This is a genomic window from Pseudosporangium ferrugineum (assembly GCF_003002065.1).
Lineage (GTDB): Bacteria > Actinomycetota > Actinomycetes > Mycobacteriales > Micromonosporaceae > Actinoplanes > Actinoplanes ferrugineus_A.
In genome coordinates, this window is record NZ_PVZG01000001.1 from 222,857 (window position 1) to 247,535 (window position 24,679).

Consider the following 24,679-nt stretch of genomic DNA (forward strand, 5'->3'; position numbering starts at 1 on the left):
TAGCCGTCGGATACGCTGACCGCATGGGCCGAGAGCCGTCGCTGACCTTCCGCGGAGCCCTACGGATCCTCGGCAGAACGGAGAGCCCGCTCGTCGACCGGCTGGACACCCTGCTCGGCGGGGTGATCCTGGCCGCGGGGGCCGGCGCCGGGCTGGCCGCCGCGGGCGGACCGGCCGGCGCCGCCGTCCTGGCGCCGGTCTGGGGGTGGATCGACCAGAAGAACGAGGCCACCGGGCTGCTCCGCAAGCTGGTCGTCCGGCTCGGCGGAAAAATCGACGGTACGGCGGGACTCGAGCGCCGGCACCTGATCAGGGCGGCACACAGCACCATCGTGGTCGCCGCCTATTTCGACGTATTCCACGAGGCGGTCACCGACGCCGGGTTCGGTGGCTTCCGGCTCGACGAGCGGGAGCAGGCGAACGCCGCCTTCGGCCCCGCGCCCGGCCAGGCGAACTCCCTGGTCGAGCGGCTGTACACCAGCGAGATCCCGCTGCCGTCCGCCACCCGGGGGTTCGTCGAGAACGCGCGGCAGGTCGACGCCTGGCTCGACCGGCTGCACCTCTCGACGACCGATCTCCTCCAGTCGCTGAGCCTCCTGCGGCTGGTCTCCGAACAGGCACGTACGTTCGAGCGCCGGATGCGGGCACTGCCCCGCAAGGCGGCGGAACGTTACCGCGCGTACTACGTCGACCTGGAGGCCGGCGCGCCGGAATTCCGGATCTGGTCCGAACTGGACGAGCACGCGGCGACGCGGAGCGCGGTCGACACCTCGTTCCTGCAGATCAAGGCCCTGCTCGCCGCGCTCGGCGCGAAGGCCGGGCAGACGCCCGCGGCGGCGCATGCCCTCGACCTCGCCAACACCGGGCGGCTCCGCGACCCCGTGGTCTCCACGAGCGTCCCGTGGCGCGACGCCGCCTTCCGCTTTCCCAGCGTCGCCGAGCTGTTCGTACCGCCCGGGTTCCGCATCTGCGTCTTCGACTCCGGGACCCGGGCGTCCGACGACACCTGGTGGTCGGGCCTGCCGCTGCACCATCACCTGGCGGACCGGCTCGCCGCGCACCTGCTCTCCACGGACGCGACGCGCGGGCCGCTGCTGCTGCTCGGGCATCCGGGCGCGGGCAAGTCGATGCTGACGAAGATGCTGGCGGCCAGCCTGCCCTCCACCGACTACACCACGGTGAGCGTCCCGCTGAGGGCGGTGAGCGCGCACGCCTCCATCCTCGACCAGATCCAGGAGGGTCTCGACCTGGCGACCAACCGGCGGGTGGGGTGGGCCGAGCTCGTCGACGCCACGACGGACCGGCTGCGCGTCGTGCTGCTGGACGGCCTGGACGAGTTGCTGCAGGCGGCGAACCTCGACCGGACCGGCTACCTGCACGAGATCGTCCGGTTCCAGCAGGTGGAGGCCGACCAGGGGCATCCCGTCGCGGTCATCGTCACCTCGCGGACCGTCGTCGCCGACCGCATCGACATCCCGGCCGGCACCGCCACCCTGAAGATCGCCGAGTTCAGTGACGACCAGATCGGCACCTGGATCAGCCGGTGGAACAGCGCCACACCCGCCCTGGCGCGGGTCCCCGGGTCCCGCCGGCTCACCCGGGACGAGGCGCTACGCCAGCCGCACCTGGCCCGGCAGCCGCTGTTGCTGATGTTGCTCGCCCTCTACGTCAGCGGCCCGGGAGCGGCAGAGCTCGACGCGGACTCGTCCAAGGCCACCCTGTACGACCACCTGTTCACCCGGTTCGCCGGACGAGAGCGGACCAAGGACATCCGGCGTACGTCGCTGCGGGAGGAGACCCGTGCCGCCATCGAGGCCTCGATCGACCGGCTCAGCATCGCGGCGCTGGCGATGTTCAACCGCGGGCGCCAGCACGTGGGCGAGACCGAGCTGGGCGGCGACCTCGAGGCCCTGACCGCGGAGTCGACGGACCGTCGGCCCCGCGACTCCGGACGCCGGCTGCTGATCGAGTTCTTCTTCATCCACGCGTCCGAGGCGACGCTGATCGGCGGCGACGCGGCCGAGCGCTCGTACGAGTTCCTGCACGCCACCTTCGGGGAATACCTGGTGGCCCGCAAGATCATCGACGTGCTGCGCGACGTCGCCGACGTGGCGTACAACGGCCGCCGGCAGCGCGACCCCGACGACGATCTCCTGCACGCGCTGCTCTCCCACCAGGCTCTGGCGACCCAACGGCCCATCCTGCAGTTCGCGAGCCAGATCTTCCGGGCGCTTCCGGAGCTTGAGCAGGCGAAGATCGCCAAGGTCGTCGACTTCTGCTCGGCCGGTGGCGCACCCGGCCGCCGTCCGAGAAGTACCGGTCCTACCGCCCGCTGCCGGCCGACCATGTGCGGCAGCTGGCGGCGTACTCGGCGAATCTGGTCGTGCTCCGCCTCAACCTCACCCCGGACGGCCGGCTGACGAGATCACCCCAGCTGGCCCAGGACTGGTCCTCGCTGGTGGCACTCTGGCACGCCGGCCTCGACCCCGATGCCTGGCTGGCCACCCTCGGGGCGATGACCCTCGACCGCCGGGACGGCACGATCCGCACTCAGCCGCCCAGCCACGGACGCACCTTCCCGGAGTACGACAGCGCGCGTCTCGTCGACGACGCGAGAACGGCCGCCCAGCTGGGTCTGGGCGCCGCCGTCCTGCACGGCACCCGGACGATCTTCACCGCCGACGACTGGTGGCTGCAGATGCAGAGCTGGCTCGTGCCGGCGATCGCCTTCGGCCACCTCGACCACATCGTCACCCCCACGCCGCCGGCGCGGGCGAGCCGCCCCGACCGCGACAAGGTGGCCCGCCTGCTCATGCTCCTGCTGCGCACCCGGGTGACCGAGCTGACCGTCAAGGACGCGCGGCAGGTGATCGGCCTGCTGCTGGAGCTCGACCGCTCCCCCGACCCGGTGGCCCTGGCGCTGGCGATCTGCGAGCACCCCCGCCTGCTGGTGGAGATCCCGGCACTCGGCGACGCCCGCCTGTACCGGGACAGCCCGGCGACCGCCATGCTGCTGTACGTGGCCCAGAAGCGGGTCAACCTCGGCGAGTTCGCCGAATGGGAGGCCCTCTACCGCGGCGTCAGCACCGAGGGCCGGTTCTCGACCGAACGCGACGGCATGAGTCTGCAGGAAGCCGAGGTTCTCGTACGCCAGCTGATCTCCCCCGCGAACCCCGCGATCAATTGATCTTGAGGAAGTCCACGGTGCCCTCGTGGAGGTCGAACTCCTGGTTCCGCTTGTCGAAGTCGATCCGGCCCCGCTGCGCGGTGGTCACGTACCCGAGATTCTCGCCCGACCACAGCCGCGTCGCCCGCCGGATCTCGAGCAGGTCGTCCTCGCCGGCGTTGGCCCAGCAGATGCTGTCCTCGTACTCGAACCCGTCGCTGGTCCAGGACCAGAACCAGATCCGGAGGTAGCCCCGCTCGTTGCAGGCCACCCGGTTGAGCGCGAGCGCGGGCGACGCGGGGGCCAGGACGGTGACCAGGCTCAGCGCGAGCGCGCCGGCCAGCAGGCGGGCCCTGCGGGACCAGTTCTTCATGGATCCTCCTCAGTGATCGGTCACCATTGATATCCCTTCTGCCCCGGTCGGGGGGTGAACGCCCGGAAAAATGTGGATGACCCTCCGGCGGCTCTTGTCGGCGCAGCGGCCTTCCCCGGGCGCCACCCGGCACCCAGGGGTAGAGGGTGTCGGCGCCACGCGGACGGGTTGGGGAGCGGAGGCGGACGGGAATCGAACCCGCCTGGCCCGGATGCCGGGCCACACCGGTGTTGAAGACCGGGAGGGGCACCAGCCACCTGAACGCCTCCGCCGGTCAGCGTAGCGGTGGGCGGATCGCCCCGGTTCGTGGGAGGGTTCTCCGGGTGACGATCTCGCAGAGCCGACGGCTCACCCAGTACGCCCACGGCGGCGGATGTGCGTGCAAGATTCCCCCCGGTGAGCTGGAGTCGGTGGTCGCCGGGCTGCTCGGGCCGGGCGCGCCGCGGGGGCCCGGTGAGCTGCTGGTCGGGCTGGACGACGGGGACGACGCCGCGGTGGTGAAGCTGGCCGCCGGGGTGGCCGTGGTGGCGACCGCGGACTTCTTCACGCCGGTGGTGGACGATGCGTACGACTGGGGGCGCATCGCTGCCGCGAACGCCCTGTCCGATGTGTACGCGATGGGTGGCAGTCCCGTCGTCGCGGTGAATCTGCTCGCCTGGCCCCGGGAGCTGTTGCCGATGGAGCTGGCCGGGGAGGTGCTGCGCGGCGGCCTCGACGTGGCCCGGGAGGCCGGCTGTCACGTGGCCGGCGGGCACAGCGTCGACGATCCGGAACCCAAGTACGGCATGGCGGTCACCGGGGTCGCCGACCCGGCCCGCCTGATGCGCAACGACGCGGGCGTGGCCGGCACCCCCCTGACCCTGACCAAGCCGCTCGGCATCGGCGTGCTCAACACCCGGCACAAGTCCACCGGGGAGGTGTTCCCGCAGGCCGTGGCGGCGATGACCCGGCTCAACCGGGCCGCCTCCGAGGCGGCGCTGGAGGCCGGCGCGGTGTGCGCGACCGACGTGACGGGCTTCGGGCTGCTCGGCCATCTGCACAAGCTGGCCCGCGCCAGCGGCGTCACCGCCCGGGTCCACGCCGCGGCGGTGCCCTACCTGGACGGCGCCCGGGACGCCCTGGCCGCCGGGTGCGTCAGCGGCGGCACCCGGCGCAACCTCGACTGGGTACGCCCCCACGCCGACCCCGGCAGCGTCGCCGAGGACGAGTTGCTGCTGCTGGCCGACGCGCAGACCTCCGGCGGGCTGCTCGTCGCCGGGGAGGTGCCGGGCTTCCCGATCGTCGGCGAGCTCCTGCCCGCCCGCGCGGACGGGGTGACCCTGGAGATCCGCTGAGTCGCGCCCGCCTGGGATCATGAGGGCATGATGCTGCTGCTGCCGGCCGATCCGCTGCGCCCGCGCCGGCCCGACGAGCACTTCGCGCCCGAGGCCGCCGCCGCGCGCGACGCCGGGGTGCCGGTGGCCGTGATCGACCATGACGCCTTCGCCCAGGGCCGCGCGACCCCCGCCGCCGTCGCCCTCGTCCCCGCCGGGGAAGAGAGCAACGCCGGCGGAAGCGGCAACGCCGACGCAAGCGGCGACGCCGACGCAAGCGGCGACGCCGGCGCAAGCGGCGACGCCGGCGCAAGCGGCGACGCTGTCTATCGCGGCTGGATGCTGCGTTCCGAGCATTACGCGGACCTGGCAACCGCGCTGGCCGCCCGCCACGTCACGCTCCGGACCAGCGCGGACGCGTACCGGCGGGCACACGAGCTCCCCGGCTGGTACGACACCCTGCGGCCGCTCACCCCCGAGACCGCCTGGACGGAGGGCGACGCCCGGGAGGACTTCGAGCGGGCCCTCACCCGGCTGGGCGACGGCCCCGCGGTGCTGCGGGACTACACGAAGTCGATGAAGCACTACTGGCACGAGGCGGCGTACATCCCGGACGTCGCCGACCGGGATCGGGCCTGGCGGGTCGCCTCCCGCTTCCGGGAGCTTCGCGGTGACGAGTACGCCGGCGGCTTCGTGCTCCGCCGCTTCGAGCCGTTCACCGGCGCGGAGGCCCGCACCTGGTGGGCCGGCGGCGAGTGCCGGCTGGTCACCGCCCACCCGGATACGCCGGACGAGCTGCCCCCGGACGATCTGGACCTGTCCGCGGTGGCCGGCCGGATCGCGGCCCTGGGGCTGCCGTTCGTCACCGCCGACCTGGTACGCCGCGACGACGGCGACTGGCGGGTGGTCGAGGTCGGCGACGGTCAGGTGAGCGACCGGCCGGCGAGCACCCCGGCGGAGGAGCTGATCGCCGCCCTCAGCCGGGCTCGGTAGCGCCGGCCGTCCCGGCGTCGCGCTGGGCGAGGCGCTCGCGCTGGGCGAGGCGCTCGCGCTGGGCGAGGCGCTCGCGCTGGGCGAGGCGCTCGCGCTGGGCGAGGCGCTCGCGCTGGGCGAGGCGCTCGCGCTGGGCGAGGCGCTCGCGCTGGGCGAGGCGCTCGCGCTGGGCGAGGCGCTCGCGCTGGGGCACGACCGTGTACTTCGGGTCCTTGGCCGAGGCGACGCCGCCGTCGAAGATCCCGAACCGGGTCACCAGCGACGCGGTCAGCAGCGACAACCCGGACAGGCCGGAGACCACGCGGCTGCGGCGGCCGAGCGCCGCCCCCACGACGCCCGCGGCCGTCAGCAGCCGGCCCGCGCGCAGCAGGCGGCCCGGCCGGCCCTCGCGGTAGGGCTCGCTGAGGATCCCCTTGGTGGTCTCGATGCGGTGGGCGCCGTACAGCTCGAGGGCCGCGCCGAGCGCCGCCATCCGCCGGGCCGGGCCCGCCTGGCCGGGGGGCGCGGCCAGCAGGCCCACCCCGGCGCCGCTGGCCAGGGCGCTGCCCGCAAAGACGAAGGGCAGTTCCGGGTACGCCTCGTGCCAGCTCGGCGTGGCGGTGTCGGCGAGCAGCACCGCCGTGTACGTGCCCAGCGCCGGCGCGAGCACGGCGGCGCCGTACTGGCCCGCGGTGCCGAGCGGGGGCAGGAGCCGGCGCCCGAGTCCCAGCACGCCGCGGTCGGGCAGCAGGGGCGCCGCCTCGGCGACGGCCGCGACCCCGGCGGCGGCACCGAACGCGCTGAGGATCCAGGTGCCCACCGACATGGGCGAGGTCGGCTTGGCGACGCGCAGCATGTTGACGAAGCGCTCGGGCCGCCCGAGGTCGTTGATCAGGAAGTACGTGCTGGCGGTGAGGGCGCCGAGCGACGCGATCCGCCCGGCGCGGCGCAGCGCGGGCCGCCCGGTGGCGTCCCCGCCGGCGGCGAGCAGCGACGACCCGGCGGCGAGCCCGCCGGTGAACAGGTACGCGGCGATGTCATGGTGCCACACCGGCGCCTTGACGATCGGCCGCCCGTAGTACGACCGGAAGTCCGCCGGCGGCACCATGGAGCGGTCCCCCCGGCCACCCCCGCGCCCACCCTTGCGCCGCCCGCCGGAGGCCCGCCGCCCGTCCCCGGCAGACCCGCCGGCCCGCACGTCGCGGCCCCCGCGGTCGGGCGCGCCACGCTCAGAGCCGCCACGCTCAGAGCCGCCACGCTCAGAGCCGCCACGCTCAGAGGCCCCACCCTCAGAGCCGCCACGCTCAGAGGCCCCACCCTCAGAGCCGCCACGCTCAGAGGCCCCACGCTCAGAGGCCCCACGCTCGGAGACGCCACGGTCGGAGGCAGCACGGTCGGGGACGCCACGTTCGGGGACGCCACGGTCGGGGGCGTCGTCGCGGGGGCTCACGGGCGGCGTCCCGCGAACGAGACGACGACCGCGGCGGCCATGGTCAGGGCGGCGACGCCGGCCCGCTTCCACATGGCCTTCAGGTCGCGGGTGGTCACGATCGGGTCCGGTGGCAGGCCGTACACCTCGGGCTCGTCGAGGAGCAGGAAGAACGCGCCGTCGCCGCCCACGCCGTCCTCCGGGTCGTGGCCGTACAGGCGGGCCTCGGTGACGCCCTGCTCCTGGAGCTTCTCCAGCCGGTGCGCCGCCCGGCCGCGCAGTTCCTCGAGCTCGCCGTACTGGATCGACTCGGTCGGGCAGGCCTTGGCGCACGCCGGCGTCAGCCCGTCGCCGATCCGGTCGTAGCAGAGCGTGCACTTCCACGCGCGGCCGTCGTCCTTGCGCTGGTCGATGACACCGTACGGGCAGGCCGGAATGCAGTAGCCGCAACCGTTGCAGATGTCCTCCTGGACCACCACCGTGCCGAACTCGGTGCGGAACAGGGCGCCGGTCGGGCACACGTCGAGGCAGCCCGCGTGGGTGCAGTGCTTGCAGACGTTGGACATCATCAGCCAGCGGAAGTCGCTGCGCGGCGCGTCGATCGTGCGCCCCGGCAGGTCCGCCATCGGCATCCCGAGAAACTGCGGCCCGGTCGCGGCCGCACCGCCGCCGCCGGACGAGGCGGGAGCGCCGGCAGGGGCGGCAGAGCCCAGCGGGCCCAAAGTGCCCGGCGAGGCCAGGGCGCCCGGCGGGGTCAAGGCGCCCGGCGAGGCCGGAGTGCCGGTCGAGGCCGGAGTGCCCGGCGGGGCCAGGGCGCCGGGCGGGGTGATGGTGCCGGCCGCCGCGAGGGCGTCCACGGCCGGCGGCACGCCCGGGTCCGTACCCGTGTCCTGGCCGGTGCGGGCCGCGGTTACCGCCGCGAGCCCGCTCGCCGGGGGGCCGACCGGCAGGCCGGCGAACGCGCCCGGGGTGTCGGTGCCGCCGCCGCGCCCGGCCACCGGCTGCTCGATGAACGCGACGTGGCGCCAGGAGTTGGCGGTCAGCCCGCCGGTGTTGTCGTACGAGGTGCCGAGCAGGTTGAAGCCGTCGTCCGGGACGAGGTTCCACTCCTTGCACGCCACCTCGCACGCCTTGCAGCCGATGCAGACGCTGGTGTCGGTGAAAAAGCCCATCCGCGGCGGCGGGTCAAGGTAGCCGGCGTCGGGCGCCGGGTCCAGCGGGCCGTAGAGACTGTTCGGTCCGGCCACGTCAGCTCTCCTCCGGCTGGTCAGGGGTGAGAAGCGGCGGCGTGTGGTGCCCCGGCACCAGGCCGGCCCGCTCACGGTAGCCGGTGACGTACGCCAGCAGCGCCGGACCGGTCGGCCGCCGCCCCGGCTGGATGTCGCACGTGCCCACTTTGCTCTCCTGGATCAGCACGTTCGGGTCGAGGGTGATGCCGATCAGGTCGTTGGCCGAGTCGCCGGTGACCAGGCCCTCGCCGCCCCAGTGGTACGGCATCCAGATCTGGTGCACGATCCGGTCCTCGATGCGCAGCGGGATGAGCCGGTCGGTGACCAGCACCCGGGCCTCGATGGCCGCCCGCGCGGTGACCATGTGCGCCCAGCCGAGGTGTTCGAGCCCGCGCTCGGCGGCGAGCTCCGGCGACACCTCGGCGAACATCTCCGGCTGGAGCTCCGACAGGTACGCGAGCTGCCGGCTCATGCCCCCGGCCGTGTGGTGCTCGGTCAGCCGGCTGGTGCTGAACACGTACGGGAAGACCTCGGAGTGCCGCTCGGGCGGGCTCGGGTTGGTGAGGTTGTCCGAGCGGTCGTACACCTTGCGGGTGGGGTTGGCCTGCTGCTCGTAGAGCGGGTTGCGGACCATCGACTCGGCCGGCTCGTAGTGCGTCGGCATGGGCCCGTCGATGAGGCCGCTGGGCGCGTAGAGCCAGCCCTTCCCGTCGCCCTGCATGATGAACGGGTCGTCGCCGGAGATCGCCTCGACGCCGGTCGCGCCCTCCGGCGGCCGGTACGACGGCGGCTTGGTCCTCTCGAAGTCGGGCACGTCGTAGCCGGTCCACTCGCCGGCCTCGGGGTCCCACCAGACGTACTTCTTGCGCTCGGACCAGGGCCGGCCCTCGGGGTCCGCGGAGGCGCGGTTGTAGAGCGTGCGGCGGTCGGCGGGCCAGGCCCAGCCCCACTCGCCGGCCACCCAGCTCTGCTCGGTGCGCGGCTTGCGGCGCGCCGCCTGGTTGACCCCGTCCTTGTAGACGCCGGTGTAGATCCAGCAGCCGCCGGAGGTGGAGCCGTCCGGCCTCATCTCGGTGAAGCTGGACAGCGGGCGGCCGGTGGCGAGGTCGTACCCGTTGATCTCCTTGAGCACGTCCTCACCGCTCGGTTCGTCGCCGCGCTCGCCGTGCAGCGGGTAGTCCCACGTCAGGTTCAGCAGGCCGGCGTCGCGGGGCGCGGCGGAATCGGCCAGCCGCTCCCGCAGCAACCGTCCGAGGTGGTAGAAGAACCACAGCTCGGAGCGGCAGTCGCCGGGCGGCTCGACGGCCTTCTCGCGCCACTGCAGCATCCGCTGGGTCTGGGTGAACGTGCCCTCCTTCTCGGCGTGCGACGCCGCGGGCAGGAAGAAGACCTCGGTCCGGCACTGCTCGGGCACGATCTCGCCGGTGGCGACCTCGGGGCCGTCCTTCCAGAACGTCGCGCTCTCGATCATGAACAGGTCGCGGACGACCAGCCAGTCGAGGTTGGCCATGCCCAGGCGCTGGGCGCGGCCGTGCGCGGAGCCGACCGCCGGGTTCTGGCCCAGCAGGAAGTAGCCCTTGATCTTGCCGTCGATCATGTCGAGGACCTGCTGATACGTGCCGTGGTCGCCGGTGAGCCGGGGCAGCCAGCCGTACCCGAAGTCGTTGTCCGCGGTGGCCGCGTCGCCGAAGTACGCCTTGAGCAGGCTGACCGCGTACGACTCGGCGTTGGCCCAGAAGCCCTGCTGCTCGGGGTGGCGGATGGCGTCGACCCACTGCCGGAACGTCTCGTGCTGGCGGTGGTGCGGCATCGGCAGGTAGCCGGGCAGCAGGTTGAACAGGGTCGGGATGTCGGTCGAGCCCTGGATGCTGGCGTGCCCGCGCAGCGCCATCACGCCGCCGCCGGGCCGGCCCATGTTGCCCAGCAGCAGCTGGATGATCGCCCCGGCGCGGATGTACTGCACGCCGACGCTGTGCTGGGTCCAGCCGACCGAGTAGACCAGCGCGGTCGTGCGCTCGCGGCCGGAGTTGGCCGTCCACGCCTCGCACACCTCGAGGAACTTGTCCCGCGGTACGCCGCAGAGCCGCTCGACCACCTCGGGCGTGTAGCGCGCGTAGTGCCGCTTGAGCACCTGGTAGACGCAGCGCGGGTCCCGCAGCGTCGGGTCGCGGGGCACGTCGGCGGGCACCGGCGGGCCGTGCGACTCCTGTTCGAGGCCGGAGGCGGTCTCCCGGTCGACGTGCGACTCCTCCTCTTCCTGGCCCTCGTCCTGCTGGCCCGCGTACTGCCAGCTGCTCTGGTCGTACGCGCCGGTCTCCGGGTCGTAGCCGGAGAACAGCCCGCCCAGCTCCTCGGTGTCCTGGAACTCCTCACTGACCAGCATGGACGCGTTCGTGTACGCGAGCACGTACTCCCGGAAGTCCTTCTCGTTGCTGAGGATGTAGTTGATGACGCCGCCGAGGAACGCGATGTCGGCCCCGGCGCGCACGGGCACATAGGTGTGCGCCAGCGCACTGGTCCGGGTGAACCGCGGGTCGATGTGGATCACCTTGGCGCCGCGGTTCTTCGCCTCCACCACGTACTGGAACCCCACGGGGTGGGCCTCCGCCATGTTGGAGCCCTGGATGACGATGCAGTCGGCGTTCGCCAGATCCTGGAGGAATCCGGTGGCCCCGCCACGGCCGAAGCTGGTCCCCAGACCGGGGACGGTGGCGGAGTGTCAAATACGCGCCTGGTTCTCGATCTGGATGGCGCCCATGGCGGTGAAGAGCTTCTTGATCAGGTAGTTCTCTTCGTTGTCCAGCGTGGCGCCGCCGAGGCTGGAGATGCCGAGGGTGCGGTTCAGCGGGCGGCCGTCCTCGTCCGCGTCCTCCCAGGTCTCGTCGCGCGCGGCGAGCACCCGGTCGGCGATCATGCTCATCGCCGTGTCGAGGTCGAGTTCCTCCCAGTCCGTCGCGTACGGCCGGCGGTAGAGCACCTTCCGCTGCCGGCGGTCGCTGGTGATCAGACTCTTGCTCGCCGAGCCCTTGGGGCACAGCCGGCCCTGGGAGATCGGGCTGTCCGGGTCACCCTCGATCTGGACGACCTCGCCGTCCTTGACGAAGATCCGCTGTCCGCAGCCGACCGCGCAGTACGGGCAGACCGATCTCGCCACGGAGTCGGCGGTCTCGGTGCGGGCGGTGAGGGCACGGGAGCGTTCCGACTGCGCGGCGGCGCCCCGGCCCAGCGGGTCGGTGCCGGTCAGCTGCCGATAGACCGGCCAGCCCTCGATCCAGGTGCGGACGCCCATGAGATCGACACTAGACCACGGCTCCGGGCGCCGCACGGCACGCGGCGCCCGGCGTGCCCGTCACGCCCCGAGCTTGACGAGGTACGCGTCGAGCGCGGCGTAGCTCTGCTCGGCGCCGGCCGCCGCGCCGGAGGCGACCATGCCGTCCCGGTCGGCCTGCGAGCTGAACGTGGTCGTGCTGGTGACCGTGGTGCGCCCGTCCTGCTCGGTGAAGACGTAGCGGTCCACGCAGACCTGCCCGGCCATCGGCTCGTACTCGAAGGTCCAGGTGAAGGTGTCCGGCGCCTCGATCTCGAGGAATTCGCCCCGGAACGCGTGCTGCCGGCCGTCCGCCGTCTCGACGAAGCGCCAGGCGCCGCCGACCCGGAAGTCGATGGTCACGTCGAGCGGGTTGCCCCGGCCCCACCAGTGCCGCAGATGCTCGGCCTCGGTGTGCGCGGCGAAGACCAGGGCCTTCGGCGCGTCGAAGGTGCGCCTCATGACCAGCTCGGTCCCGGACGGCGTGCTGATGGCGATGGTGCTCATGGCTCCTCCTTCTGCAGGCGTTCCAGGTAGCCACCCAGCGCGTCGTAGCGCTCCTCCCAGAGCCGCCGGTACTGGGCGACCCACCCCGCGACGTCGCGCAGCGGGGCCGGTTCGATCCGCACCCGCCGCCACTGCGCCTCCCGGGTCCGCACGATCAGGCCGGCCCGCTCCAGCACGTTGAGGTGCTTGGAGATCGCCTGGGCGCTGATCGGGAACGGCGCGCCGAGCTGCGCGACGGTCGCCTCGCCCTCGGCCAGCCGGGCCAGGATCGCCCGGCGGGTCGGGTCGGCGAGGGCGGCGAAGACGCCGCTGATCGGATCCGCTGTCGTCATGCTGTCAACCACCTGGCTTATCAACCAAACGGTTTATCAACCGTGCGGTTGAGCCTACCCCTCCCGGGCGGGATGTCAAGACGGATCAGCGAGCGGCGGTCACGGCGAGCACGTCGGCGTCCCCGAGTTGCGCGAAGTCGCGGTAGAAGCGGCCCACCGCGCCGAACCGCTCCGGCCTCCGCAGGCAGATGACCAGGTCGGCGTCGGCGGCCAGGGAGCGGTCGGCCTCGTGCGAGCACACCGGCGCGGCCAGCACCAGCGGCCGGGCGCCGCGGCCCCGGAGCCAGCGCAGGGCCGCCCGGGCGGTCACGCCGGTCGCCACGCCGTCGTCCACGACGATGACCACGCGGTCCGCGACCTCCGCCGCCGGCCGGTCCCCCCGGTACGCCCTGATCCTGCGGTCCAGCTCCGCCCGCTCGGCCGCGACCGTACCGTCGAGGTCCTGCGGGGTCAGCCCCAGCTCGCCGAGCAGGCCCCGGTCGAAGACCGGTTCGCCGTCCTCGGCGAGCGCCCCGACACCCAGCTCCGGCCGGCCGGGCGCGCCGATCTTGCGGGCGACGACGAGATCGAGCTCCGCACCGACGGCCGCCGCCACCCCGGCCGCCACGGGCACGCCGCCGCGGGGCAGCGCCAGCACGAGCGGGCACCGGGTCAGGCCGACGTTGCCGAGATGCCGCGCCACCGTGACGCCGAGGAGCCGCCCGGCCGCGGTGCGGTCGGTGAAACAGGGCTCGGACGCCGTACGGGCAGTCGCCACCTCCTCACCGTAGCGGCTTCCGGACGGGGTGGACCGGGTGCGGCGAACGGTCAGACGTCAGGCGTTTCCCCGGGCTCAGCCCATCCGCAGATAGTGCCGCAGGTCACGGGTCTCGCCGGTGACCGGCCGGACCGCGAGGATGCAGGTGTCGTCGTCCGGGTTGGCCTGGCGGAGGCGGTCGAGCAGCTCCCCCAGCGGCTGCCGGGGCGAGGCCGCCACCGCCTCGTCGACCGTGCGGATCACCGCGTGCAGGCCGTCGTCCGGGCCCCGCCGCCGATGCTCGACGAGGCCGTCGGTGTAGCAGAGCAGCACGTCGCCGATGGCCAGGTCGAGGGTGGCGCACCCGTACCGGGCGTCCTCGACCACGCCGAGCATCGGGCCGGCCGGCCTGGGCAGCGGCGCGGTACGGCCGCCGCGGGACAGCAGCGGCGGCGGGTGGCCCGCCTGGGCCCAGGTGAGCCGGCGCCGGTCCGGGTCGTAGCGGGCCACGATCGCGGTCGCCGTGGTCTCCGGCGTCTCCCGGTCGAGGTCGCAGGTCAGGCGGTTGAGGTGGCCCAGCAGCACGGCCGGGTCGCCGGTGGTGACCGCCAGCGCGCGCAGCGAGTGCCGCAGCTGGGCCATCGTGGTGGCGGCCTGGGTGCCGTGCCCGGCGACATCGCCGACGGCGAGCAGCACCGAGCCGTCGCGCAGGGCCTCGGCGTGGTACCAGTCGCCGCCGACCATGCCCTCCTGCTCGGCCGGCAGGTAGCGGACCGCCACCTTGAGGCCGGGCAGCTCCATCGGGCCGTCCGGGATGGGCAGGATGATCTGCTGCAGCCGAGCGGCCAGCTGGTGCTCGGCCGCCAGCGACCGGCGCTGCTCGGCGAGCTGCCGCTCGACCTCGGCGAGGCGCTGCACGCTGGTCTCGCGCGCGGTGACGTCCTGGACGATGCCGTAGATGCGCAGCGGCGCCCCGGTGGTGTCGCGGACGGCGTCGACGACCGTACGCAGATGCTTGATCCTGCCGTTGATCCGCACCCGGGTGGTCAGGTCGACCTGTTCGGCGCGCTCGAACGCCTCGGCCGCCGCCATCCGCAACGGCAGGTCGCCGGGCACCGCGAGCGCCTCCGACTCCTCGCGCGACAGCGGCCCGAGCGCCGGGTCCCGCTCGTAGATGCGGTAGAGCTGCTCGGACCAGCGCACCTCCCCGCTGACCAGGTCCCACTCCCCCCATCCGAGGTTGCCGAGGCGCTCGGTCGCGGCGATCCGCTCCGAACCGTCCGGGCCGCCGTCGTGGTGTTCCCAGGTCAGCAGCAGGCCGGCGCCCAGGCGGTGGGCCCGCACGCTGGAGCGGCCCGCGGCGTGCCGGAACGGCCCGGTCTCGGCCGGGTCGCCGGTGGCCAGCACCCGCTCGTAGATCGGCCACCGGTCGCTGGCGAGCGTCTCCGGGAAGTGCTCCGACATCCGCGCGCCCAGCAGGCCCTGACCGTGCAGCCCGTCGCCGGCGATCGCCTCCGGGCTGACCGCGGCGAACTCGAGATCGGCGAGGCGGCCGGCGGCGTCACGGACCGGCGTCAGCAGGGCGTGGCGGCCGGGCATGGTGTCGAGCACGGCCTGCACCACCGGCAGCCACGACTCGGGGCGGCGCACCGCCGCGACGCCGACGGCGGGCGCGGGCAGCGGGACGGGATGCGGCGGGCCCTCGTCCTGCTCCGGCACGTCCAGCAGGCCGATCACCCCGGCGGCGACCTCGACCAGATCCCGGCGCTGCTCGGCGCTCATCCTCAGCAGGTGCCGGTGCGCCTCGGCCAGCCGGCACCGGGTACGCCCGGCCAGCAGCCCCACCGCCCGGTCGACGACGGCGCGCCCGGCATCACCCGCGGGCCGGCCGGTGGCCGTGCGCAGGCTGTCCACCGCCTCGACGTACGCCTGCCGACCGCCCATCCAGGTCACTGCCCTCTCCCACGCCGAACACCGTCGCCTCCTGAATACGCCAGCGCGCCCGGCGGCGTCATCCCCCGAACACCCCCACCCCCATCCGACCTGCGGCGCGACGGCCCCCGGATCACCCGGAAGGGCTACCGGCGGCCGGCTCAGATCTCGAACAGGGTGCGCATCGCCTCGGTGAGCCGGGCCATGCTGGCGCCGGTGACCATGCCGATCCGTTCGGCGCCGACCGACGCCGGCAGGCGGCGCAGCCGGTTGACCACCACGACGCCGGTGATCGGGTCCTGCTCGGTGAGGGCCACCGCGTACGGCGGAAGCTCGGTGACGCCGCGCTGGCGGACGATGGGCGCGCAGAACGGGGACGCGTTCGACCGGTCGTTGTAGCTGTCGGCCGAGAGCACGATCACCCGGTAGCGCAGGTCGGTGCGGCTGCCGATGGTCCAGATCTCGCCGCGCTTCACGCGCCGAGCGTACCGTCGGACCGATCTTCCGCGGCGCGCGCGTCCGCCCGCGCCCGGCGGCCCGGGCAGCGACGTCCCGCAGGGTGAACGTTCCTCGTGACCGGTCGAACCTCGGGCGTTGTGAATCCGTAACAATGACCGTGACGACTTGCGACTGACGGGCTGCCGCCCGCCGCTCGCGTGGAGGAAGGACGTTCATGACGGAGAAGGCTCAGATCGGCGTCACCGGCCTGGCGGTGATGGGCCGCAACCTGGCCCGGAACTTCGCCCGCCACGGCCACACGGTCGCCGTGCACAACCGGAGCTACGGCCGCACCAAGGAACTGGTCGAGGAGTTCGGCCACGAGGGCACGTTCCTCCCCGCGGAGAGCGCCGAGGACTTCGTGGCCAGCCTCGAACGGCCGCGCCGCGTGGTGATCATGGTGAAGGCCGGGAAGCCGACCGACGCGGTGATCGAGGAGTTCGCCCCGCTGCTGGAGCCGGGCGACATGATCATCGACGCGGGCAACGCGCACTTCGCGGACACCCGCCGGCGTGAGGCCTCGCTCAAGGAGCGGGGGCTGCACTTCGTCGGCACCGGCGTGTCCGGCGGCGAGGAGGGCGCGCTGCACGGCCCGAGCATCATGCCCGGCGGCTCGAAGGAGTCCTACGAGTCGCTCGGCCCGCTGCTCGAGGACATCGCGGCGAAGGTCGACGGCGAGCCGTGCTGCGTGCACGTCGGCCCGGACGGCGCCGGCCACTTCGTCAAGATGGTGCACAACGGCATCGAGTACGCGGACATGCAGCTCATCGCGGAGGCGTACGACCTGCTCCGGCAGGCCGGCGGCCACTCGCCCGCGGAGATCGCCGACGTGTTCTCCAGCTGGAACGAGGGGCGGCTGGGGTCGTACCTGATCGAGATCACCGCCGAGGTGCTCAAGCAGGTCGACGCCGGGACCGGCAAGCCGTTCGTCGACATCGTGGTGGACCAGGCCGAGCAGAAGGGCACCGGCCGCTGGACCGTGCAGTCGGCGCTGGACCTGGGGGTGCCGGTCAGCGGCATCGCCGAGGCCGTCTTCGCGCGGGCCCTGTCCGGCGGCGCGGACGTGCGCCGGGCGGCGGCCGGCAAGCTGCCCGGCCCGGCGGCGCAGACCGGCGCGGGCGGCGCGGACCTGCGGGCGGACGTCGAGCAGGCGCTGTTCGCCTCGAAGATCGTCGCGTACGCGCAGGGCTTCCAGCAGATCCAGGCGGCCAGCGCGGAGTACGGCTGGGAGATCGACCCGGGCGCGATGGCCAAGATCTGGCGCGACGGCTGCATCATCCGGGCGAAGTTCCTCGACTACATCAAGCAGGCGTACGACAAGGACGCGAACCTCCAGACCCTGCTCGTCGACGACTACTTCCTCGACGCGGTCAGCGGCGCCCAGGAGGCGTGGCGGCGGGTCGTGGCCCTCGCCGCGCAGCAGGGCATCCCGGCGCCCGGCTTCGCGTCGGCGCTGGCGTACTACGACGGCCTGCGCGCCCAGCGCCTGCCGGCCGCCCTGATCCAGGGCCAGCGGGACTTCTTCGGCGCGCACACGTACCAGCGCATCGACAAGGACGGCTCGTTCCACACGATGTGGGGCGCCGAGCGCAACGAGGTCGGCGCCTAGCTGTAGCCCTCAGGCCGCGACGGCGGTGGCGGTCCGCTGCATCAGGACCGCCATCTCCGCCGGCGGCAGCGGCTTGGCCATGTAGTAGCCCTGGCCGAGCCGGTAGCCCATGCGGCGCAACCGGTCCAGCTGCGCGGCGGTCTCGATGCCTTCGGCCACCGCGTACAGGTCCAGATATTCGGCGAGCTGCGCGACCGCCGCGGCCACCGCCAGCCGGCCGCGGTCCTCGCCGTCGCAGATGCCGTCCACGAACGACTTGTCCAGCTTCAGCACGTCGACCGGGAACGCCCGGAGCAGGCTGAGGCTGGACTGTCCGGTGCCGAAGTCGTCCAGGGCCAGGCGTACGCCCAGCTCGTGCAGCGCCTCGAGGGTGTCGCGCACCTGCCGCCCGTCGACCACCGACGACTCGGTCACCTCCAGCACCAGGTTCATCGGGCCGAGCCGGGTGTCGCTGAGCACCGCGGCGACCTCGTCCACGAAGCCCGGCTCGCGCAGCTGCCGGGCGGCCACGTTGACGTTGACCGACCGGATGGCGGCGGGGCCGTACTCGGCCTGCCAGCGGGCCAGCTGCTCGCACGCCTCGCGCAGCACCCACGAGCCGAGCGGCACGATCAGCCCGGACCGCTCGGCGACCGGGACGAAGTCCGCCGGGGACACCAGCCCGCGGGCCGGGTGCTGCCAGCGGACCAGGGCCTCGGCCCCGGACATCCGGCCGGTGTCGAGGTCGAAGACCGGCTGGTACATCAGGAACAGCTCGTGCCGGATGATCGCGTTGTGCAGCTCGCTGCCGAGGCGGGCGTGGTTGACCACCTCGTGGCGCATCCGCGGCTCGAAGCGGGCCCAGGCGGCCTTGCCGGCGGCCTTCGCGGCGTACATGGCGATGTCGGCGTTGCGCAGCATCTCGTCGGCGCTGTCCCCCGGCCCGGCCAGCGCCACGCCGATGCTGGCGTGCGCGAGCAGCTGGTGCTCGCCCACCCGGAACGGCACGGCCAGCGCGGCCAGGATGCGCGCCGCGGCCGCCTCGGCCTGGACCGGCTCGTCGGTGTCGAGCAGGACCGCGAACTCGTCGCCGCCCAGCCGCGACGGCAGGTGGGTGACCGCGCTGTGGTGGCGCAGCCGCTGGGCGATCTGGAAGAGCAGCTGGTCGCCGACGCCGTGGCCCATCGTGTCGTTGACCATCTTGAAGTCGTCGATGTCGACCAGCAGCACGCTCGCCGCGCGGTGCTGGTCGAGGCGTTCGCCGAGCACCGCGCCGAAGCGCGCCCGGTTCGCCAGCCCGGTCAACGGATCATGCATCGCCAGCCGCTCGAGCTCGGCCTGCTGGTGGCGGATGCCGAGCAGCATCCGGTCGTTCGCGCGCAGCCCGAGCAGCTGGCGGGCCGCCACGAAGGCGGCGATGAGCACGGCGCCGACGATGACGACCCGCTGGTCGGTGTCGAGCTGCCGGGCCGAGACCGTGATCACCAGCGCCGCCGTCGCGATCACCGCGACCAGCGGGAGCGCGTTGTAGACGCTGCGCCCGGCCGGTGCCGCGGCGGCGGGCACGGGGCGGCTCAGCACGAGGTGCTGACGGTACGCGGCCAGCGTCATGGCCGCCCCCACCACCGGCAGGGCCAGCACGTTGAACCACAACCGCCCGGTCTCCACCCCGCTGAGCAGCAGCACCGCCACGACCACGCCGGCCAGCGGGGCCGCGGCGAGCATCCGCAGCGCCACGGAGTCGACGACGGTCGCCGGGCTCATCGCCGCCCTGCCGATCACCACCAGCGCGATGAGCCCGCCGATGCCGACCACCGCGGCACCGTTCTGGGCGGCCGGGTCGTCGGTCGGCGGGGCCAGTTCGACGATCACGTACCAGAAGATGAGCGCGCCCGCGACGGCCACGGTGGCGCCGTCCAGCATCAGCTGGGCCCAGCGCAGCGCGGACCGCTTCTCCCGGGGCAGCTGCGCGAAGGCCAGCATCGCCATGACCACGCCGAGCAGCATCGGCCCGGCGACGTACGGCGACATGCCCGGCTGGGTGCTGGCGTACGCGAGGCTCACCACGGCGCCGATGCCCACGCAGATCGCGGCGTGCGAGAAGTACCGCCAGAAGCCGCGTACCGGCCGGGCCACCACGATCATCGCGCCGATCCGGCGACAGGCGACGAAGGCCGCGGCCAGGGCGACCGGGCCGGCCACGAAGCCGGGGCGCAGGGGGCCGGTGGGATCGCGTACCAGCAGCCACCCGACCACCGCCAGCACCGCGCCGAAGGCCACGGCGAGCGGCAGCGGGCCCGGACGGGCCTGCTTCTGCGCACGCCGGCGGCCCACCCGCGTGGCTGGTGACGTCATGCTGGGTACGGCTCCCGTCCCTCGAGGCGGTCCTGGTGGAATTCCAGTCGGCGCCCGCGCGGGCAAGCTGAGAATTACGCAGCCCCGGCGGGATCGGGCACCGTCACCGGGCCGGCGAGCAGGGTGGTCGGGTGGCGGATGCGCCGGCGGGCGCGCGCCGCCTAAGGTCTCAGGCGTCATGGAACGGATCCCGGTCTGGGTGCTGCCCGTCCTGCTCGCCTTCGAGCAGCTGATGGTGTGGCCCGGCATGCCCTGGCTCGAGCAGCGGCCGGTCTCCGCCCTGCACGTGGCGACGGCGCTGGCCGTCACCGCCGTGACGACGGCCGCGCTGCTGTGGCGCCGCGCGGCGCCCCTTCCGGTCGCCGGGGTCGTCATGGTCGCGCTCACCGTCGGCGACCTCGGGCTGCCCGAGGAGGCGCTCTCCGGCATCTCCGCCGCCGACGTCGTCGCCCTCTTCGGCGTGGCGGTGCTGTGCCGGCAGCGTACGGCGCTGCTCACCACGCTCGGCATGATCGTCTGGCAGTGCGGCGTCATGGCGGTCCGGGGCGACCTGGGCTCGGACTATCCGGCGGGCGCGGCCCTGGTCGTGGCGTTCTACGTCATCGTCCTCGCCCTCGGGCGGGCCCGCCGCCGGTGGCACGCCGACCGGGCGCGGGCGGCGGCCGAGCTGGCCGAGGCCGAGGACCGGCGGTCGCGGGCGGCCGACACCGAACGGCACCGGCTGGCCCGGGAGCTGCACGACGTGACCGCCCACCACCTGACCTCGATCGTCGTCATCGCGTCGGCCGCCCAGCGGATCGGCGGCTCCCGCCCCGAGCTGGTGGCCGAGGCCCGCGACTTCGCGGCGAGGACCGGCCGGGACACGCTCGCGGCCCTGCACCGCCTGGTGGCGCTGCTGCAACGCCCCGACGACCGGCCGGGGGCGGCCGGCCCGCGGCTGGAGGAGCTCGCCGAGGGCTTCCGCAAGCTGGGCCAGCGGGTGACGGTCACGGGTACGGCGGCCCCGGGCCCGGCGGTGGCCGAGGCGGCGCACGGCATCGTCCGCGAGGCGCTCACCAACACCCTGCGGTACGCGGCGGGCGCGGCGGTGGCCGTACACCTCGAGGAACTGTCCGGCGGCGCGGTCCAGCTGACCGTGAGCGACGACGGCGCCGCGGCACCGGAGGGCACGGCCGCCGGCCGGCTCGGCTCCGGGCGCGGCCTCACCGGCATGCGGGAGCGGGCCGAGGCCCTCGGCGGCACCCTGGAGGCCGGGCCGCGCCCCGGCGGCGGATGGCAGGTGACCGCGCTGCTGCCAGCCGGCCCGGCCACCGTGGCGGTCGCCGGCCGGCGGCTCACCACCGACCGGCTCATGGACATCGCGGTGCTGCTGCTGGCGCTCGCCATGCCCGCGATCGGGGTGGCGCTGCTGCTCGACAGCGAGGTGGCACCGGGGCTCGTGTCACTGGCCGCCCTGACGCTCACCGCGCACGCCGCGCCCCTGCTGTGGCGGCGCGACCGGCCCTGGACCGTGCTGGCGGTCGCGGTCGCCTCCACCTGGGTGTGGCCGGCGCTGGTCGCGGCGGGCATCCTGCCGATCACGCACGGCTGGCTGCCCATCACCGGCCTCGGCGTCGAGGCCCTCGCCGTGCACGCGGTGGCGCGCTACGGCCGCAGACCGGCGCTCTCCTGGCTCGCCATGGTGGCCGTACTGGTGTCGACCATCCCCGCGATCACCCTGATGCTGGTCCTCGACCCGCCCGCGGACGCCGCCACCGACTCCTACGCCGGGCTGCTGCTGGTCTTCGCGGTCATCGGCGGGATCCCGCTGGCCCTGCCCGTGTTCGGGGCGTGGCTCACCGGCTTCCTCGTGCGCCGCCGCCGGGCGCGGGCCCGGCTGCGGCAGCACCACGCGGTCGCGGCGGCCACCGCGTGGGCCCTGGCCGAGGCGGGCGCCGAGCGGGCCCGGGTGGCCGAGGGGCTGCGGGCCGCGGTGCTGCGCGACACCGCCCGCGTCGCCGAGGCGGCCGACCGCGGCGACCTGGACGAGGTGCTGGACTCGGCGCGTACGGCGCTGGACGGCATGCGCGGGCTGCTCAACGACCTGCGGGAGGCGCCCGCCGCGGACGCGGACGGCGCCGGGCGTACGCCGCAGCCGACGCTCGCCGCCCTGCCGGACCTGGCGGACCGCTGGCGGGCGAACGGCCGGTCGGTGACGCTCGAGGTGGCCGGCGCGGGGCGGGCGCTGGGGCCGGACGTGGATCTGTCCGCGTACCGGGTGGTGGAACTGCTGCTGGCCGGGGACACCGGGGCGGTGACCGTACGGGTGGACCTGACCGGCGATCCGCTGCGAATCCGGGTGATCCCGATGCCGGCCGACCCCGGCGGCGAGGTGGCCGCGGGGCTGCGCGCCCGGCTGGCGGCCGTCGGCGGCTCCCTGGACCCGGCGGCGGACGGATCGCCGGAGGTGCGGCTGCCCGCGACGGCGGCCGGTGGCACGGCACGGACCGGCCCGGCGGCGGCGCCCGGGCCCCAGGAGAACGGGGAGGTGGCGTCATCGCAACCCGGGTGATGGTCGTCGACGACCAGCTGATGGTGCGGGCCGGGATCGCGGCCATCGTCGACGCCGAGGAGGATCTGACCATCGTCGGCGAGGCGGGCGACGGGGCCGCCGCGCTGGAGGTCGCCGCGCGGGTCCGCCCCGACGTCGTGCTGATGGACATCCGGATGCCGGGCATGGACGGGCTGACCGCGACCGCCCGGCTCACCGCCGCGGCGGAGCCGCCCAGGGTGCTCGTGCTGACCACGTTCCACCAGGACAGCTACGTCTACGAGGCGCTGCGGGCGGGAGCGTCCGGCTTCGTGCTCAAGGACACCGAGCCGGCCGACCTGCTGGCCGCGATCCGGGTGGTCGCCGACGGCGAGGCGATGCTCAGCCCGGCGGTCACCCGGCGGCTGATCGACGCGTTCGCCGGCGGCGGCCCGGTGTCGCCCGCCGCCGGCGCGGATCCCCGGCTGACCGGGCTCACCCCGCGCGAACGGGAGGTGCTGGTCAGCATCGCCCGGGGCCTGTCGAACGCCGAGATCGGCGCGGCGCTGGGCATCACGACCGGCACCGTCAAGGCGCACGTCAACGCCCTGCTCGCCAAGCTCGGCGTCCGCGACCGGGTGCAGGCGACGATCGCCGCCTACGACCTCGGCCTGGTGCGGCCTACCCCTTGAGCGCCGAGGAGACGACCGCGCGGGCCTCCTCCTGGATCCGGGCCAGCGCCTCCGGCCCCTTGAACGACTCGGCGTAGATCTTGTAGACGTCCTCGGTGCCGGACGGGCGGGCGGCGAACCAGCCGGACTCGGTGACCACCTTCAGGCCGCCGATCGGGGCGTCGTTGCCGGGCGCGGTGGTGAGCACCGCCGTGATCGGCTCGCCGTCCAGCTCCTTGGCCGACACCTGCGAGGGCGAGAGCTTGGCCAGGACCGCCTTCTCGTCGCGGGTCGCGGGGGCGTCGATGCGGGCGTACGCGGGTGAGCCGAACTTTTCGGTCAGGTCCGCGTAGTGCTGGCTGGGCGTGCGCCCGGTGGTCGCCAGGATCTCCGAGGCGAGCAGGTCGAGCAGGATGCCGTCCTTGTCGGTGCTCCACACGCTGCCGTCGCGCCGCAGGAACGACGCGCCCGCGCTCTCCTCGCCGCCGAAGCCCACCGAGCCGTCCAGCAGGCCCGGCACGAACCACTTGAAGCCCACCGGCACCTCGTCGAGCTTGCGTCCCAGGTCGGCGGCGACCCGGTCGATCATCGACGACGACACCAGGGTCTTGCCGATCGCCGCGCCCGACGGCCAGCCCTCGCGCACCCGGAACAGGTACGAGATCGCCACCGCGAGGTAGTGGTTGGGGTTCATCAGCCCGCCGTCGGGGGTGACGATGCCGTGCCGGTCGGCGTCCGCGTCGTTGCCGGTGGCCAGCTGGAACCTGTCCTTCTGGGCGATCAGCGAGGCCATCGCGTACGGCGACGAGCAGTCCATCCGGATCTTGCCGTCCCAGTCCAGCGTCATGAACCGGAACGTCGGGTCCACGTCCGGGTTGACCACGGTCAGGTCCAGGCCGTACCGCTCGCCGATCTCGCCCCAGTACGCCACCGACGCCCCGCCCAGCGGGTCGGCGCCGATGCGCACCCCCGCGGACCGGATCGCCTCCATGTCGATGGCCGAGCCGAGGTCGTCCACGTACCCGGCGAGGTAGTCGTAGCCGGAGACCAGCTCGGACGCGCGGGCCCGGGCGGCACCGACCCGGCGGACGTCCTTGAGCCCGCCGGCGATCAGGGCGTTGGCCCGGTCCTGGATCCACCGGGTGGCGCCGGTGTCGGCGGGCCCGCCGTGCGGCGGGTTGTACTTGAAGCCGCCGTCGTCCGGCGGGTTGTGCGACGGGGTGACCACCACGCCGTCGGCGAGCCCGTCCGTGCGGCCGCGGTTGTACGTGAGGATGGCGTGCGACAGCGCGGGCGTCGGCGTGTATCCGTCCCGGCTGTCGATCAGCACCGTGACGTCGTTGGCGGCGAACACCTCGAGCGCCGACACCATGGCCGGCTCGGAGAGCGCGTGGGTGTCGCGGCCGAGGAACAGCGGCCCGTCGGTGCCCTGGTCCCGCCGGTACTCGACGATGGCCTGGCTGGTGGCGACGATGTGGTCCTCGTTGAAGGCGGTCCGCAGGCTGGAACCCCGGTGCCCGGAGGTGCCGAACGCGACCCGCTGCTCGGCGGCGCCCGGGTCGGGGTGATCGGTGTAGTAGCTGAGGACCACCCGGGGCACGTCGATGGTGTCGCGGGACTCGGCGGGGGTGCCGGCGCGGGGATGGACGGACATCGAGGGGCCTCCTTGAGGGCGTGGATCTGCCCGGGATCGTATCGCCGCTGCGATACCCGCCGGCCGCGATCGGTAAGCCGCCACGCGGGGATTGAACCTTTCCCGGCG

The 24,679-nt window shown here is 74.0% G+C and carries 17 protein-coding genes, 1 tRNA gene and 1 pseudogene; 7 read left to right on the plus strand and 12 right to left on the minus strand.

Annotated features, from left to right (window positions below):
- Positions 1 to 23: 23 nt before the first annotated feature.
- On the plus strand, positions 24 to 2,420 hold the full coding sequence (locus tag CLV70_RS01030; protein ID WP_106124408.1) for an NACHT domain-containing protein: 2,397 nt from the start codon (positions 24 to 26) through the stop codon (positions 2,418 to 2,420).
- On the plus strand, positions 2,384 to 3,187 hold the full coding sequence (locus tag CLV70_RS01035; RefSeq protein WP_146163916.1) for a hypothetical protein: 804 nt from the start codon (positions 2,384 to 2,386) through the stop codon (positions 3,185 to 3,187). The genes CLV70_RS01030 and CLV70_RS01035 overlap by 37 nt, the downstream gene beginning before the upstream one ends.
- Here the strand turns inward: CLV70_RS01035 and CLV70_RS01040 are convergent.
- Both CLV70_RS01040 and CLV70_RS39540 read right to left on the minus strand, forming a co-directional pair.
- Positions 3,180 to 3,539, minus strand: coding sequence for a hypothetical protein (locus tag CLV70_RS01040; RefSeq protein WP_106124410.1), 360 nt, complete (start codon positions 3,537 to 3,539; stop codon positions 3,180 to 3,182). The two genes, CLV70_RS01035 and CLV70_RS01040, sit on opposite strands and share 8 nt — an antisense overlap.
- A gap of 176 nt (positions 3,540 to 3,715) precedes the next feature.
- Positions 3,716 to 3,808 (minus strand) — tRNA-Sec (locus tag CLV70_RS39540).
- Between the two features lie 60 nt (positions 3,809 to 3,868).
- Between CLV70_RS39540 and selD the strand changes: the two genes are divergently transcribed.
- Both selD and CLV70_RS01050 read left to right on the plus strand, forming a co-directional pair.
- Positions 3,869 to 4,873 carry a selenide, water dikinase SelD gene (gene selD / locus CLV70_RS01045; protein WP_106124969.1) on the plus strand — a complete coding sequence of 335 codons (1,005 nt, stop codon included), beginning with the start codon at positions 3,869 to 3,871 and terminating at the stop codon, positions 4,871 to 4,873.
- Positions 4,874 to 4,900: 27 nt separating this feature from the next.
- Positions 4,901 to 5,845, plus strand: coding sequence for an ATP-grasp domain-containing protein (locus tag CLV70_RS01050; RefSeq protein WP_106124411.1), 945 nt, complete (start codon positions 4,901 to 4,903; stop codon positions 5,843 to 5,845).
- Here the strand turns inward: CLV70_RS01050 and nrfD are convergent.
- The 8 genes and pseudogenes from nrfD to CLV70_RS01095 form a co-directional block, all read right to left on the minus strand.
- Entirely contained in the window at positions 5,829 to 6,932 is a 1,104-nt protein-coding gene (nrfD, locus tag CLV70_RS01055; RefSeq protein WP_106124412.1) for an NrfD/PsrC family molybdoenzyme membrane anchor subunit, read from the minus strand. The genes CLV70_RS01050 and nrfD overlap by 17 nt on opposite strands.
- A gap of 338 nt (positions 6,933 to 7,270) precedes the next feature.
- Positions 7,271 to 8,500, minus strand: coding sequence for a 4Fe-4S dicluster domain-containing protein (locus CLV70_RS01060; protein ID WP_106124413.1), 1,230 nt, complete (start codon positions 8,498 to 8,500; stop codon positions 7,271 to 7,273).
- A 25-nt stretch (positions 8,501 to 8,525) separates the two neighbouring features.
- Positions 8,526 to 11,771, minus strand: a pseudogene (fdh, locus tag CLV70_RS01065) (formate dehydrogenase); the annotation flags it as partial.
- Positions 11,772 to 11,831: 60 nt separating this feature from the next.
- The gene (locus CLV70_RS01075) at positions 11,832 to 12,296 is read right to left on the minus strand and encodes an SRPBCC domain-containing protein (RefSeq protein ID WP_106124416.1); all 465 of its coding nucleotides are present in this window, start codon (positions 12,294 to 12,296) and stop codon (positions 11,832 to 11,834) included.
- Complete coding sequence (locus tag CLV70_RS01080) at positions 12,293 to 12,628, minus strand: ArsR/SmtB family transcription factor (protein WP_106124417.1); 336 nt, start codon at positions 12,626 to 12,628, stop codon at positions 12,293 to 12,295. The genes CLV70_RS01075 and CLV70_RS01080 overlap by 4 nt, the downstream gene beginning before the upstream one ends.
- Positions 12,629 to 12,713: 85 nt before the next feature.
- A complete protein-coding gene (locus CLV70_RS01085; RefSeq protein ID WP_106124418.1) occupies positions 12,714 to 13,385 on the minus strand; it encodes a phosphoribosyltransferase in 672 nt (223 codons plus the stop codon).
- 75 nt (positions 13,386 to 13,460) lie between these two features.
- Positions 13,461 to 15,308 (minus strand): SpoIIE family protein phosphatase, encoded by a 1,848-nt coding sequence (locus CLV70_RS01090; protein ID WP_106124970.1) that lies wholly within the window; start codon positions 15,306 to 15,308, stop codon positions 13,461 to 13,463.
- 149 nt (positions 15,309 to 15,457) lie between these two features.
- A complete protein-coding gene (locus CLV70_RS01095) occupies positions 15,458 to 15,772 on the minus strand; it encodes a type II toxin-antitoxin system PemK/MazF family toxin (RefSeq protein ID WP_106124419.1) in 315 nt (104 codons plus the stop codon).
- Positions 15,773 to 15,969: 197 nt separating this feature from the next.
- On the opposite strand from CLV70_RS01095, the gene gndA reads away from it, so the two are divergent.
- Positions 15,970 to 17,403: an NADP-dependent phosphogluconate dehydrogenase gene (gene gndA / locus CLV70_RS01100; RefSeq protein WP_106124420.1), complete on the plus strand. Its 1,434-nt coding sequence runs from the start codon at positions 15,970 to 15,972 to the stop codon at positions 17,401 to 17,403.
- A 9-nt stretch (positions 17,404 to 17,412) separates the two neighbouring features.
- Here gndA and CLV70_RS01105 read toward each other — a convergent pair whose 3' ends face one another.
- Positions 17,413 to 19,737 carry a putative bifunctional diguanylate cyclase/phosphodiesterase gene (locus CLV70_RS01105; protein WP_106124421.1) on the minus strand — a complete coding sequence of 775 codons (2,325 nt, stop codon included), beginning with the start codon at positions 19,735 to 19,737 and terminating at the stop codon, positions 17,413 to 17,415.
- Positions 19,738 to 19,915: 178 nt separating this feature from the next.
- On the opposite strand from CLV70_RS01105, the gene CLV70_RS01110 reads away from it, so the two are divergent.
- Positions 19,916 to 22,288: a sensor histidine kinase gene (locus CLV70_RS01110; RefSeq protein WP_106124422.1), complete on the plus strand. Its 2,373-nt coding sequence runs from the start codon at positions 19,916 to 19,918 to the stop codon at positions 22,286 to 22,288.
- Complete coding sequence (locus tag CLV70_RS01115) at positions 22,288 to 22,938, plus strand: response regulator (protein ID WP_245908009.1); 651 nt, start codon at positions 22,288 to 22,290, stop codon at positions 22,936 to 22,938. Before CLV70_RS01110 ends, CLV70_RS01115 begins: the two co-directional genes overlap by 1 nt.
- Here the strand turns inward: CLV70_RS01115 and pgm are convergent.
- A complete protein-coding gene (pgm, locus tag CLV70_RS01120) occupies positions 22,928 to 24,571 on the minus strand; it encodes a phosphoglucomutase (alpha-D-glucose-1,6-bisphosphate-dependent) (RefSeq protein WP_106124423.1) in 1,644 nt (547 codons plus the stop codon). The two genes, CLV70_RS01115 and pgm, sit on opposite strands and share 11 nt — an antisense overlap.
- Positions 24,572 to 24,679 lie beyond the last annotated feature (108 nt).